The 13,515-nt window shown below is 65.4% G+C and carries 13 protein-coding genes; 3 read left to right on the forward strand and 10 right to left on the reverse strand.

Translation table 11 applies throughout. From position 1 onward, the window contains the following. Positions 1–382 precede the first annotated feature (382 nt). Positions 383–1,234 (forward strand): DMT family transporter, encoded by an 852-nt coding sequence (locus F0Q04_RS23355; protein WP_232539711.1) that lies wholly within the window; start codon positions 383–385, stop codon positions 1,232–1,234. Between the two features lie 83 nt (positions 1,235–1,317). Here the strand turns inward: F0Q04_RS23355 and F0Q04_RS23360 are convergent, their stop codons facing one another. Both F0Q04_RS23360 and F0Q04_RS23365 read right to left on the reverse strand, forming a co-directional pair. Continuing rightward, positions 1,318–2,919: a gamma-glutamyltransferase family protein gene (locus F0Q04_RS23360; protein ID WP_116926298.1), complete on the reverse strand. Its 1,602-nt coding sequence runs from the start codon at positions 2,917–2,919 to the stop codon at positions 1,318–1,320. A 74-nt stretch (positions 2,920–2,993) separates the two neighbouring features. Then, complete coding sequence (locus F0Q04_RS23365) at positions 2,994–3,983, reverse strand: Bug family tripartite tricarboxylate transporter substrate binding protein (protein WP_165841204.1); 990 nt, start codon at positions 3,981–3,983, stop codon at positions 2,994–2,996. Between the two features lie 267 nt (positions 3,984–4,250). Here F0Q04_RS23365 and F0Q04_RS23370 point away from each other — a divergent pair, with 267 nt between their 5' ends. Next, entirely contained in the window at positions 4,251–5,174 is a 924-nt protein-coding gene (locus F0Q04_RS23370) for a LysR family transcriptional regulator (RefSeq protein WP_182343762.1), read from the forward strand. A 9-nt stretch (positions 5,175–5,183) separates the two neighbouring features. Here F0Q04_RS23370 and F0Q04_RS23375 read toward each other — a convergent pair whose 3' ends face one another. Further along, on the reverse strand, positions 5,184–5,876 hold the full coding sequence (locus F0Q04_RS23375; RefSeq protein WP_116926394.1) for a uracil-DNA glycosylase: 693 nt from the start codon (positions 5,874–5,876) through the stop codon (positions 5,184–5,186). 35 nt (positions 5,877–5,911) lie between these two features. Then, positions 5,912–7,693: an enterochelin esterase domain-containing protein gene (locus F0Q04_RS23380; RefSeq protein ID WP_182343764.1), complete on the reverse strand. Its 1,782-nt coding sequence runs from the start codon at positions 7,691–7,693 to the stop codon at positions 5,912–5,914. Between the two features lie 174 nt (positions 7,694–7,867). On the opposite strand from F0Q04_RS23380, the gene F0Q04_RS23385 reads away from it, so the two are divergent. After that, on the forward strand, positions 7,868–8,275 hold the full coding sequence (locus F0Q04_RS23385) for a DUF5329 domain-containing protein (RefSeq protein ID WP_182343766.1): 408 nt from the start codon (positions 7,868–7,870) through the stop codon (positions 8,273–8,275). 33 nt (positions 8,276–8,308) lie between these two features. Here the strand turns inward: F0Q04_RS23385 and trpC are convergent, their stop codons facing one another. The 6 genes from trpC to trpE are packed head-to-tail and all read right to left on the reverse strand — an operon-like array spanning position 8,309 to position 13,255. Beyond that, positions 8,309–9,109, reverse strand: coding sequence for an indole-3-glycerol phosphate synthase TrpC (gene trpC, locus F0Q04_RS23390; protein WP_182343768.1), 801 nt, complete (start codon positions 9,107–9,109; stop codon positions 8,309–8,311). A gap of 26 nt (positions 9,110–9,135) precedes the next feature. Beyond that, a complete protein-coding gene (gene trpD / locus F0Q04_RS23395) occupies positions 9,136–10,167 on the reverse strand; it encodes an anthranilate phosphoribosyltransferase (protein WP_116926293.1) in 1,032 nt (343 codons plus the stop codon). Between the two features lie 28 nt (positions 10,168–10,195). Beyond that, positions 10,196–10,855, reverse strand: coding sequence for a LysE family translocator (locus F0Q04_RS23400; protein WP_182343770.1), 660 nt, complete (start codon positions 10,853–10,855; stop codon positions 10,196–10,198). Then, positions 10,855–11,427 carry an anthranilate synthase component II gene (locus tag F0Q04_RS23405; RefSeq protein ID WP_116926291.1) on the reverse strand — a complete coding sequence of 191 codons (573 nt, stop codon included), beginning with the start codon at positions 11,425–11,427 and terminating at the stop codon, positions 10,855–10,857. The genes F0Q04_RS23400 and F0Q04_RS23405 overlap by 1 nt, the downstream gene beginning before the upstream one ends. 2 nt (positions 11,428–11,429) lie before the next feature. Then, positions 11,430–11,759, reverse strand: coding sequence for a chorismate mutase (locus F0Q04_RS23410; RefSeq protein ID WP_116926290.1), 330 nt, complete (start codon positions 11,757–11,759; stop codon positions 11,430–11,432). Continuing rightward, a complete protein-coding gene (trpE, locus tag F0Q04_RS23415) occupies positions 11,756–13,255 on the reverse strand; it encodes an anthranilate synthase component I (protein WP_116926289.1) in 1,500 nt (499 codons plus the stop codon). Before trpE ends, F0Q04_RS23410 begins: the two co-directional genes overlap by 4 nt. Positions 13,256–13,515: the final 260 nt, after the last annotated feature.

The following is a 13,515-nucleotide window of genomic DNA, read 5'->3' on the forward strand; positions in this document are numbered from 1 at the left end:
TTCTCATTTGAATGGTAACACGCTGTTTTGTTCCCCTCGGTTCAAGGCGGGTACAAACCCGCAGAACGATCCAGCAGCCGCCGGACTGTCCCTGATCGGACAGTGGGGCGCAAAAACTGCAGCCACAGCGCCACGCCGGGGCCCCCAGCGGACATCCGCTTTCTACAATGGAGCCACACCAAGCCAGCCCTTCGACTCCGCAGGAGACCGGCCGCCGCATGGTGCCCCTGCCCGCGTGACTCCCCCGACAGCCCCTGCCACTGCCTCTGCCCCACCCGGCAAAGGCCTGATAAGCCCCCATGCCCTTGCCGCGGACAGCGCCGCCCGCCTGCCCGAAACAACCCACACCCCGCCCCCGCGCCGCCCTGGTGAAGGCTCGGCTTTGACCGGCATCGTGCTCACGGTGCTGGCCTGCGCCTGTTTCTGCCTGCTCGATACCGGCTCCAAATACGCGGGCGCGCTGCTGCCGCTGTTGATGGCGCTGTGGCTGCGCTACATGCTGCAATCGGTGTTCACCGTCGGCTGGGGCGTCTACCAGTATGGCCGCAGCGTATTCCACACCACGCACCCGCGCTTTCAGATTGCGCGCGCTGCGCTGTTTTGCAGCAGCAATGCCTGCGCAATGATGAGCCTGCGCTACCTGCCGCTGGCTGAGTTCACGGCCGTCGTCGCGATGACGCCGCTGGCGATGACGCTGGTGGCAGCGCTCTGGCTCAAGCAGCCCGTCAGCCCGCTGCGCTGGGTGCTGGTGGCCATGGGCTTTCTGGGCACGGTGGTCATCATCCGCCCGGGCAGCGCCAATTTCAGCGGCGGCGCACTCATCTGGCCGGCGCTGCAGCTGGCAGCCAACACCGCCTACCAGATCGTCAGCAGCCAGATGGCCGGCAGAGAGCGCCCCGTCACCACCCAGATCTACACCAGCTTGCTGGCGCTGGTGCTGACCAGCGCCAGCCTGCCCTGGTTCTGGCAGATGCCGACCACCACCGCCCTGTGGCTGGCGGCGCTGGCCATGGGTGTGGGCAGTACCATTGGCCACCTGATGCTGCTCAAGGCCTATGAGCATGCCAAGCCGGCCACGATATCGCCCTTTCTCTACAGCCAGATCCCCTTTGCCGTGTTCTCGGGTTGGCTGCTGTACGGCCATATCCCCGACCACTGGGCGGTGCTGGGCATGGTCGCGATTGCGCTGGGCGGCGCGCTCAGCGCCTGGCTGTCGGTGCGCGAATCACGTTAATGCCCGCAGCCACATAGAGACGAAAAAAAGCGCCACCGAAACCTGTTCGGTGGCGCCCTGGGTGTGTTGGTTCCGCTTGCGCGTCAGTAGGCGACCGCCTGGCCGTCCTTGCGCGGATCGGAGCCGGCCGCATAGTGCCCGCCTTCACGCACAATCAGCTGCGCACCGCCAAAGGCGAACACGCCATGGCCTTCTTCGATGGTCACCTCATGGCCCAGCGCACGCAGCGCGGCAATCACCTGTGGGTCAAAGCCCAGCTCGACGGAGACCTGGTTGCCACCGGTCACGCGCCAGCGCGGTGCGTCTGCAGCGGCTTGCGGGTTCTGGCCATAGCGCAGCACGCGCACGGCCATCTGCACATGGCCCTGGCTTTGCATCGGGCCGCCCATCACGCCAAAGGCCATCTGCGGCGAGCCATCGGCATGCATCGCAAAGGCGGGGATGATGGTGTGCGAGGGGCGCTTGCCCGGCGCCACCTGGTTGGCGTGCCCCGCCTCGGTGGTAAAGCCCGCCCCCCGGTTTTGCAGGCTGATGCCGGTGCCCGGCACGACCACACCCGAGCCAAAACCCATGTAGTTGGACTGGATGAAGGACACCATCATGCCGCTCTCGTCGCAGGCCGTCAGGTAGACGGTGCCGCCCGGCTTGGGCGCGCCATAGCGGGCAACGCTGGCCTTGCTGCGGTCGATCAGCTGGGCGCGTTCGGCCAGGTAGGCCGGGTTCAGCAGGTCTTGCTGGGGGTGGACGCGCATATGGTCGATATCGGCGTTGTACTGGGCCAGGTCGGCCAGCGCCAGCTTCATTGCCTCGATCTGCAGGTGCACGGTCTCGGCGCTGTCCAGCGGCTGGTCGCCAATGCCAATGGCATCGAGCAGGCCCAGCGCAATCAGCGCGGCAATGCCCTGGCCATTGGGCGGGATCTCATGCACCACCGAGTCGCCAAAGGGCTGGGCCACCGTGCCCACCCAGTCGCAGCGGTGGGCGGCCAGGTCCTCGGCTGTCATCACGCCGCCGTTGGCCTGGCTGTGGGCCGCCATCTTTTGCGCCAGCGCACCCCGGTAAAAGGATTCGCCCAGGGTCTCGGCAATCTCTTCCAGGGTGCGGGCATGCGCCTCGCTCTGGAACCAGTTGCCCGCCTGCGGTGCCTGGCCGCCCGGCGCAAAGCATTCCTTGAAACCGGGCTGGTCGCCCAGCTTGGCCAGGCCCAGCGCCCAGAGCTTGGCAATCGTCGGCGACACCGCAAAGCCATGGCGCGCATAGTCGATCGCCGGTTGCGCCACTTGCGCAAAAGGCAGCTTGCCAAAGCGTCTGGACAGCTCCACCCAGCCCGAGACCGCACCGGGCACGGTGACCGCATTCCAGCCTTTTTCAGGGATACCGCCGAGCTTGTCAAAGTACTCCGGCGTCCAGCCCGCTGGCGCGCGGCCCGATGCGTTCAGGCCATGCAGCTCCTGGCCGTCCCAGACAATCGCGAAGGCATCGCTGCCAATGCCGCAACCCGTGGGCTCCACCACCGTCAAGGTCATCGCCGCGGCCAGCGCCGCATCCACCGCATTGCCGCCCGCTTGCAGCATGCGCAGGCCCGCTTGCGCGGCCAGCGGTTGCGAGGTGCTCACCACATTGCGGCCCAGGATGGGCGAGCGCTGCGAGGCATAGGGCTGGGCCCAGTCTTTCACGGTGGTCATGTCTTGTCTTTCTGAATGCAAACGAGATGGCAGCCGGGGCAGCAACCGCCGCCCCGGTCTTGAGGTGGCAAGGCTTATTCGAGCGTGATGTGGTTGTCCTGGATCACCTTGGCCCAGCGGGCGCTGTCGGCCTTGACCAGATCCGCAAACTGCGCAGGCGTACCAGGCTTGGCCACATCGGCGCCCAGCTTGGCCAGGCTGGCCACCACCTCGGGATTTTGCATGGCCTTGTTGAAGGCGGCATTGATCTTGGCGGTCAGCTCGGGCTTGAGGCCTGCCGGCGCATAGACGCCAAACCAGGTCACCGACGAATAGCCGGGCAGGCCCGATTCGGCCACCGTGGGCAGCTGGGGCGCGAGCTGGGTGCGCTCGGCGCTGGTCACCGCCAGCGCACGCAGGCGGCCGCTGGCCACATGGGGCATGCCGGTGGGGATGGAGTCAAACAGCAGATGCACCTGGCCGGTGGCCAGATCGCTGATCGACTGGGCCGTGCCCTTGTAGGGCACATGGGTCAGGGTGATGCCCGCCTGGGCTGCAAAGGCAGCGGTGTTCAGGTGCACGATGGTGCCATTGCCGCTGGTGGCGTAGTTCAGCTTGCCGGGGTTGGCCTTGGCATAGCTGATCAGCTCCTGCACGGTCTTGACCGGCAGCGAGTTGGTCACCAGCAGCACGCTGGCGGCATCGGCCACATGGGCAATCGGGGTGAAGTCCTTGTCCGCGCGGTAGGCCAGCTTGGGCATCAGATGCGGCGAGATCGCATGGGTGCTGCTGGTGGTGAACAGCAGGGTGTAGCCGTCGGCGCTGGCCTTGGCGGCCTCGGCGGTGCCGATGGTGCCGCCCGCGCCGGGGCGGTTGTCGATCACCAGCGACTGGCCCAGCTCCTGCGACACCTTTTGCGCCACCACGCGGGCCACCAGATCGGTCGCGCCGCTGGGCGGAAAGGGCACGATGACGCGGATCGCGCGCTCAGGCCATGGGCCGCCTTGGGCTGCGGCAAACGGGGACAGCACAGCCAGCGCCGCGCCAGCCACCAGGCCGGCGAGCATCGGCCGGCGGCCAGGCATGCGAGAGAAAAGAGAATTGGTAGTTGGCATGGTGGTGAGCGAGTTGCATAACATCTGCGAAGCACTCTGCGCTTGTGGCGCGGGCCAGAACAACCGGTTCTTATGCGCCCATGGGGGGTGTGCCATGCGCGCTGGGGCAAAGGCGCCTGCGTGAAGCATTGCATATTAAAAGCCTGTGACAACAGACACCACCACCGATTTGGCAAGGTAGGTTTGCCTATACGGCAATGGGTTTATGCTTAGACCATTCTTTTGCGCAATACCACCATGCCCCACCGCCCACCCACGCATCTGCAAGACACTGCCCTTCGCTACTTCCATGAGGTGGTGCAGTGCGGCTCGGTCAGCGCCGCATCGCTGCGTCTGCATGTGGCCAGCTCGGCCGTCAGCCGCCAGATCAGCGGGCTGGAGGCCCAGCTGGGCACGGCGCTGTTCGAGCGCCATGCGCGCGGCATGCAGCCCACGGCGGCCGGTCAGATCCTGGCCGAGCTCGCGCGCCGCATCAGCCTCGATGCCGAGCAGGCCATCGATGCCATCCATGCGCTTGACAGCCTGCGCGCCGGTCTGGTGCGCATCGCCACCTCGGATGCCTTTGCCAATGAGCTGCTGCCCCAGGCTTGCGTGGCCTTTCAGCGCCGTCACCCAGGCCTGCGCTTTGAGGTGAGCATGGTGCCGACCTTGCAGGTCTCGGCCAAGCTGCTGGCCGGCGAGGCCGATATTGGTCTGCGTTTCAGCATCTCGCCGCTCAAAAACATTGCCGTGGTGCACCGCCAAAGCGCGCCGGTGCTGGCCGTGTTGCCGCCCGGGCATGTGCTGGCGCGCCAGGCATCGCTCACCTTGGCCGAGCTGGCCCGGCATCCGCTGGCCTTGCCGCCGGCCGAGACGGCCATTCGCCAGATGATCGACCTGGCCTGCAGCCGCCAGGGCCTGCAGCTGGACCCGGTGCTGACCACCAACCACGCCAAGACCTTGCTCAATTTCGCGCTGCATGGCGGGGGCGTCACCGTCTCCAGCGAGGTGGGAGTGCGCCATATGCTGGCAGCGGGCAGCCTGGTCGCCCGCCCCTTGAGCGATGCCGGCCTGGACCTGCGCGATATCGAGGTGCAAACCTTGGCGGGCCGCCAGCTGCCCGCCGCCGCCCAGGCCTTTTTGGGGCTCTTGGTGCAAGAGCTGCAGGCCGTGCCGAGCTAAGCCATGTGTCTATAGACCCAGCTGCTTGCGAAACGCCTGCGCCTGGCTGAAGTGCCCATTGCCGATAAACGGCACCGGCGGGCGCAGCGCTGACAAGGGCGAGGGGTGGTTGCTGGTCAGCACCAGATGGCCCCGGTCCTGCGGAATCAGCACGCGCTTGCTTTGTGCATGGCTGCCCCAGAGCATGAAGACCACCGGCTTGTCGCCCTCGGCCACCTGGCGGATCAGCGCATCGGTGAGCAGCTCCCAGCCCTTGCCACTATGGCTGGCTGCCTGGCCCTCTTCCACCGTCAAACAGGTGTTGAGCAGCAGCACGCCATGGGTGGCCCATTTGACCAGGCTGCCACCGGGATCGGGGAAAGGCGGGAACGGCACGCCCAGGTCGCGCTGCATTTCCTTGAAGATGTTCTGCAGCGATGGCGGCAGGCGCACGCCGGGGGCCACGGAAAAAGCCAGACCCTCGGCCTGGCCGCGCCCGTGGTAGGGGTCCTGCCCCAGGATCACAACGCGCACGCTCTCGGGCGGGGTCAGGCGCAAGGCGCGCAGTGGCTCGGGCGGGAAGACCACCGCCCCGTCGTCCAGGCGCTGCTGCAGGTACTGCGACAGCTGCTGGCCTTTGGGGCTTGCAAAGAATTGGTCCACCGTGGCTTGCCAGCCGGCAGCCACCTGGTGGTCATGGAGCGCTTCAGATGTCAGTTGCATGCCCGCATTGTGCACGCTGCGCGGGCGCCTCTGCACTATCGCCCTTGGCAGACGGCTTGTTGCGCGGGCAGTGCTGCTGGGTTGAGCAGCGCCACCAGACCGCAGGCGATCGAGCCCTGCCAGTGCACGTAGTCGTGGCCGGTGCTGTGCTCCCGCTGCGTCACGCGGTAGCCCTGGGCCCGCAGCACATCGCCCAGCTCGCGGCTGGTCTCCAGAATGCCAGCTTGGCCGCCGCGTGCGCTTTCGTAGAGGCCCGCATCCAGGTAAAAGCGGACGTCCTTGCGGGGCGCTGCCGCCCACCAGCGCGCCATCGCATTGGGCGCTTCGGCCTGCGGCGCCCACCAGTAGGAGCCCGACAGGCTCAGCACATTGCCAAAGCGCTCCGGGTGGCGCAGCGCCATATAGCTCGACGCCAGACCGCCATAGCTGGAGCCGGCAATCACCGTGCGAACCGCTGGCACGTCCAGCCCCTGCTCAGCCAGCCAGGGCATCAGCTGCAAGCCCATGAAATCGGCAAATGCCGGATTGGGCGGCAGCTCGGTATTGCGCAGCTCGCTGCTGGCATTGGCCACCAGCACCACCGCCGTCGGTGGGATCAAGCCCTGCGCCTGCATCCGCTCGGTGATCGGCGGCGTGGGCACCTGGCGCAGATAGGCATGGGCATCGAACAGTACCAGCAAGGCGCGCTGCTCCGGGGTGGCCTGGGCCCAGCCAGCAGGGCGGTAGATCCAGACATCACGGCCATTGCCCAAGGCTGCCGAATGCAGCCAGTGGCGCTGCAGATCGCCGGGCAACGGCGTGCTTGCCGGCTGCGACCAGGGCTGCGCTGGGGCATCGGGCAGCTCCAGCACCGAGCGGCCCTGGTAGCGATCCACCGCAGCAGCTGCGCCATCCGAAGCAGCCCAGCTGCGCGGGTTCAAGGGGTCACGCTGCAAGGTGGCCAGAATGCTGCGGCGCTGCTCGATCGCCGTGCCTTCGATATTGGGCACATCGGGCGCCATGCCATAGCTCAGCCGGGCGTCGCTGGGCATCACAAAGCTGCTCCACCAGACATCCGAGTTGCCCAGGCGCTGCAGCGATTCATGGTTGCCCGAGGGGCTGCCAAACAGGCGCACGCTGTGCTGCGCGCCACGCCACAAAAAGGTGACGAGCCGCTCCTTCTCGCTCCAGGGCTCCACCAAAGGCGTGCCGCTCTTGGCCATCTCCTGCCAGAACGCATCGCTCGTGCCACCGCGCTCCAGATCGCCCGCCAAGGCCTGCAGACGCGGGCTTTGCAAGGGCTTGTTGGGCAAGGCCACCGACGGGTCAGCGCGCGGGGGCCAGGCGCGCTGGATCTCTATGCGGTAATGGCCTGCAGTGGCCTGCGCCGGCAGCTGGCCTGCCCCTGCGCCGCCGCTGGCGTAGGCGATGGCCGGCTGGGCATTCCAGTGCAGCACCAGTTGCTCACCCGCCTGGGCCTGCCAGGAGACGCCCTCCCCCACCCCATCGCTGCGCAGCAGGCGCCGCAGATGCCGGCCTGCCGCATCTTGCAGATCCAGCTGCACACCGCTGCCGTCCACCTCCGCACGCACCACGCTGCCGGCGGGCACCTGCCGGGCATCGAGCTGCCAGCGCTGCTGGGCGCCGGGGGCCAGCTGGCCTTGCACCGTTTGCCCGACAGCCAGGGGCTGCGCAGGCGGAACTGGCGCCGGCATGCTGGTGCATCCGCCCAGCACGATCAGCCCCAGCGCTGCATGGGCAGCGAGCCCGCGCAGACGAGACGGTGGAGGACCAAAGGCGCTGGGCGCTGGGGGGACATGGCGATCATGGATACTCATGGACAAACAATGGCAAACAGGCCCGCGCCCCTTGCTGGGCAGGGGCCGCTAGCCGGGTGGGAATGGGGAGCTACGCACAAAACCCATTGCCTGAAATTTAGAAATGGGAATTATTCTCAATTGATACTAGCACAGCGCCAGCGCTGGCCGACCCACCGAACTACACGACAAGCTATGCCCCACCGACAAAACCCATGGGCCCAGGCCCTGGCCGCTGCCTGTTTGTTGCTCAGCCTGGCAGCTGGCGCGCAGACCGGCAGCAGCGCAAACACCACCACCACCACCACCACCACCGAGCGGGAGATTCAATCGCTGTTCAAAGCGCTGCAGCAGTCGGGCTGTGAATTTGCCCGCAATGGCCAGTGGTACAGCGCCAGCGAGGCCAGCGCGCATTTGCAGCGCAAGTACAGCTACCTGCAAAAAAGAGCATTGGCGCCCACGGCCGAGGACTTTATTGCGCGTGCGGCCAGCCAAAGCAGCATGTCGGGCAAGCCCTATCTGGTGCGTTGCCCCGGCCAGCCTGAAACGCACAGCCAGCGCTGGTTTGAGGCCCAGCTGGCCAAAACACGCGCAGCCCGGTAGCGGCCTTGCACCGCTACTGGTGGGTGGGCTGCTTTAGGCGAACAGCTTGGCCAGTGCGTCGCCCGGCTCATCGGCGCGCATAAAGGCCTCGCCCACCAGGAAAGCGTGGATGCCGGCATCGCGCAGGGTCTTGACATCGTCCGGGCTGGCAATGCCCGACTCGGTCACCAGCAGGCGGTCTGCAGGCACCTGCTTTTGCAGATCCAGGGTGGTCTGGATGCTGACTTCAAACGTGCGCAGGTTGCGGTTGTTGATACCGATCAGCGGCGTCTTGAGCTTGAGCGCACGCGCCAGCTCGGCGCCGTCATGCACCTCGACCAGCACGGCCATGTCGAGGCTGCGCGCGATCTGCTCCATCTCGGCCATCTGGGCGTCGTCCAGGCAGGCGGCGATCAGCAGCACGCAGTCGGCGCCCATCGCGCGCGATTCATAGATCTGGTAGGGATCGACCATGAAATCCTTGCGCAGCACCGGCAGCAAGGTGCTGGCGCGCGCCTGCTTGAGAAAATCAGGCTCGCCCTGGAAGAACTGTCGGTCCGTCAGCACCGACAGGCAGGCGGCGCTGGTCTTGCCATCGCCCACCATATAGCTCTGGGCAATGTCGGCGGGGTCAAAGTCGGCACGGATCACGCCCTTGCTGGGGCTGGCCTTTTTCACCTCGGCGATCACGGCGGCCTGGCCTTGCGCAATCTTGGCGCGCAGCGCGCCGACAAAGTCACGGGTCAGCACACGGCTTTCGGCGTCGCGGCGCATGGCCTCGAAGGGAATGCGCTTCTTGGCGTCGGCCACTTCGATAAGCTTGGCGTCGCAGATGGTTTTGAGAATATCGGACATAGTTTTCCTTGTGTAGGGTGGCCCGCTCAGGCGGCCAGTTGGCGCGTCAGCGCCACCAGGTCCTGCAGTTTTTGCAGGGCCGCACCGCTGTCGATGGCGGCGCGGGCGCGCTGCAGGCCATCTTCGATCGAACTGGCCACATTGGCCGCATAGAGCGCCGCGCCGGCATTGAGGCAGACGATATCGCGGGCGGGGCCCAGTTCGCCTTGCAAAATACCCATCAGCATGGCCTTGGACTGCTCGGCATTGTCCACGCGGAAGGCGCGGGTACCCACCATCTGGATACCAAAGTCTTCCGGATGGATCTGGTACTCGCGCACCACGCCGTCCTTGAGCTCGCCCACCAGCGTGCTGGCACCCAGGCTGATTTCGTCGAGGCCATCGCGGCCATAGACCACCAGCGCATGCTCGGCGCCCAGGCGCTGCAGCGCACGCACCTGGATACCGACGAGGTCCTCATGGAAGACGCCCATCAGGATATTGGGTGCGCCGGCCGGGTTGGTCAAGGGGCCCAGGATATTGAAGATGGTGCGCACGCCCAGCTCCTTGCGCACCGGGGCCACGTTCTTCATCGCCGGGTGGTGGTTGGGCGCAAACATGAAGCCGATGCCCACCTCGGCAATGCTCTGGGCGATCTGCTCGGGGCTCAGCTGGATATTGACGCCCAGCGCTTCCATCGCATCGGCACTGCCCGATTTGCTGGAGACACTGCGCCCGCCATGCTTGCTGACCTTGCCGCCAGCCGCGGCAATCACAAACACCGAGCAGGTCGAGATGTTGAAGGTATTGGCGCCATCGCCACCGGTGCCGACGATGTCGACCAGGTGCTGGCGATCAGCGACATGCACCTTGTTGGAGAACTCGCGCATCACCTGGGCGGCGGCGCTGATCTCGCCAATGGTTTCCTTCTTGACGCGCAGGCCCGTCAGGATGGCGGCGGTCATCACCGGGGAGAGTTCGCCCTGCATGATGATGCGCATCAGGTGCAGCATCTCGTCGTGGAAGATTTCGCGGTGCTCGATGGTGCGCTGCAGCGCTTCTTGGGGAGTAATCGACATGGAGGTTCTCGCTGTATCTGGGGGAAGGTCAGGCGCCGGGCTTGTCGCTCAGCGCCAGCTTGAGGCCAAAGCCAATGAACATGGCGCCCGCCGCGCGGTCGAGCCAGTGCAGCCGCTGGCGCAGCCAGCCCGCGCGCCGCGCCATGCCAGCGCCCATCCCCACCCAAAGCACATTGACAGGTATGGCGTTGAGGTTGAAAAGCAGGCCCAGCGCGGCAAAGGCCAGACTCTTGTGGGCATAGTCAACGGCGATGAACTGTGGAATAAAGGCCAGAAAGAAGATTGCGACCTTGGGATTGAGCACATTGGTCCAGAAGCCGCCCCAGAAGATGCGCGCCAGGCTGGTATCGGGCTCAGACAAGCCCGGCTCCGTACCGGCAGGTGCCACCAGCTTGCTATTGCTTTTGCTGCGCAGCATCTGCACGCCCATCCACAGCAGATAGGCCGCGCCCAGCCACTTGAGCACGCCAAAAGCGGTGGCTGAGGCTGCCAGCAAAGCACCAACGCCCAGCGCAGCGGCCGCCACATGCACCATGCAGCCGGCGGTGATGCCGGCGCTGGCCACCAAGCCGGCACGCCAGCCCTGGCGCGCCGCATGGCTGAGCATGTAGAACACGTCCGGCCCTGGGGTGAGGTTGAGCAGCCAGCCAGCTGCCATGAACATCAGCAACTGGTGCAGCTCGATCATCAGCGCTGCTCCAGAAAGTTCTTCAGCATCGCGTGGCCATGCTCAGTGAGGATGCTCTCGGGGTGGAACTGCACGCCCTGGATCGGCAGGCTCTTGTGGCGCACGCCCTGGATTTCGCCGTCTTCACTGGTGGCAGTCACCTCCAGGCAATCGGGGCAGCTGCTGCGCTCGATCACCAGCGAGTGGTAACGGTTGACGGTGAACTGCGCAGGCAGATCGGCAAACACACCGGCTTGCGTGGTCGTGATCACGCTGGTCTTGCCATGCATTTGCTGCACGGCCCGCACCACCTTGCCACCAAAGGCCGCGCCAATGGCCTGGTGGCCCAGGCACACGCCCAAAATCGGCAGCTTGCCGGCAAAGTGCTGGATCGCCTCGATGGAGATACCGGCTTCGGCCGGCGAGCAGGGCCCGGGCGAGATGACCAGCCAATCGGGCTGGTGGGCGGCGATGGCCTCGAGCGAGGTCTCGTCATTGCGCACCACGACGACCTCGACCCCCAGCTCACCGAAGTACTGCACGATGTTGTAGGTGAAGCTGTCGTAGTTATCGACCATCAACAGTTTTTTCATCGTCACTCCCGGGGTTTGCCGCCCGCCTGCAGGCGGGCGAGTTCGCGGTGCTCGTAGGCGATGTAGGCCTCCATCATCGCGCGGTAGATGGCCTCGATCACATCGGGCTGGCCGCCTTCGAGTGCTGCGCGTTCACGCACGCGGGCAACGATGGTTTCGATGCGCTCTTCATCGCGCACCAGCTCGGGGTTGTTCTTGACCTTGGCGGCCTGGGTCATGTAGCCGCCGCGCTCCACCAGCAAAGGCACCAGGATGTCGTCGAGCGCATTCACGTTGCGGCGCACATCGGCCATGGTGTTGCAGTCTTCTACTTTGTCGATAGCGCGGGTCATTCCAGTCCTTCCTCAACGAGTTCAGCGGCACGCAACAGTGCGCGTGCCTTGTGTTCAGTCTCTTTCCACTCCAGCTCGGGCACCGAGTCGGCGACCACGCCGGCCGCTGCCTGCACATAGAGCATGCCGTCCTTGATGACCCCGGTGCGGATCGCAATGGCCAGGTCCATGTCGCCAGCAAAGCTCAGGTAACCGCAGGCGCCGCCATAGATGCCGCGCTTGACCGGTTCGAGCTGGTCGATCACCTCCATCGCATGCACCTTGGGCGCGCCCGACAGGGTGCCAGCTGGGAAGGTGGCCTTGAGCACATCCATGCTGGTCATGCCGTCTTTCAAAATGCCCTCGACATTGCTGACGATGTGCATCACATGGCTGTAGCGTTCGACCGCAAAGGCCTCGGTCACCTTGACCGAGCCGGTCTTGGCAATGCGGCCGATATCGTTGCGCGCCAGGTCGATCAGCATCACATGCTCGGCGCGTTCCTTGGGGTCGTTCACCAGCTCCTGCTCGGTGGCCTTGTCTTTCTCTGGCGTGGCCGCGCGCGGCCGGGTGCCGGCCAGCGGGCGGATGGTGATCTTCTGCCCTTCTTCGACCTGCTCCTGGCGCACCAGAATCTCGGGGCTGGCCCCCACCACCTGGAAATCGCCAAAGTGGTAGTAGTACATATAGGGGCTGGGGTTGAGCGAGCGCAGCGCGCGGTACAGCGACAGCGGGTTTTCGGTATAGCGCTTCTGGATGCGCTGGCCCACCTGCACCTGCATGAAGTCGCCCGCGGCAATCATCTCCTTGGCCTCCAGCACAGCCTTGAGGTAATCGGCTTTCGCAAAGCTGCGCTCGGACGGGTAGCTGTCGCCAGCCTTGATCTGCGGCACGCTGACCGAGTAGCGCAGCTGCTCCTTGAGCTGGCGCACGCGCTTCTTGGCCTTGGAATAGGCCTCGGCCTCGGCCGGGTTGGCGTAGACGATCAGGTAGAGCTTGCCCGAGAGGTTGTCGATGACGGCGACTTCTTCGCACTGCAGCAGCAGGATGTCGGGCGTGCCCAGGCTGTCGGGCGGGCAGCTGTTCTCGAGCTTTTTCTCGATGTAGCGCACCGCGTCATAGCCGAAATAGCCGGCCAAGCCGCCGCAAAAGCGCGGCAGGCCGGGCGACAGCGCGACCTTGAAGCGCTTTTGGTAGTCGGCAATGAAATCCAGCGGATTGCCCGCATGGGTCTCGACCACCTGGCCATCGGTCACGATCTCGGTGCGGGCATCGGCGCCAAAGCCGCTGGCGCGCAGCAGGCTGCGGGCGGGCAGGCCGATAAAGCTGTAACGGCCAAAACGCTCGCCGCCAACGACGGATTCGAGCAAAAAGCTGTGCTTGCCATCGTCATGCGTGTGGCAGAGCTTGAGGTACAGGGAGAGAGGGGTTTCCAGATCCGCAAACGCTTCTGCGACGAGAGGAATGCGGTTGTAGCCTTGGTTGGCCAGACTTTTGAATTCGAGTTCGGTGATCACGAAGAACCATCCCCAGCTTGAGCAGCGCACGCTGGATGTGTGCGTATCGTGCGCTGCAGTTCATCTTTGGTGGACTGGTCTTGCAACCAGCCCTCGGGCGCACGCTGGGGCGTGTTACCCAGCGGCAGTCAAACAGTCATAGATACAGGCTTACGCCAGGGCCAAGCTCCCCGGTCGGAACGACCTGTAATGACTGCATGATGGATGAACATGGCGCCTAGTGTAGCAAACGAATCCGCAAACGACGGTGTAAAAACCAG

The organism is Comamonas koreensis, from assembly GCF_014076495.1.
GTDB classification, from domain to species: Bacteria; Pseudomonadota; Gammaproteobacteria; order Burkholderiales; family Burkholderiaceae_C; genus Comamonas; species Comamonas squillarum.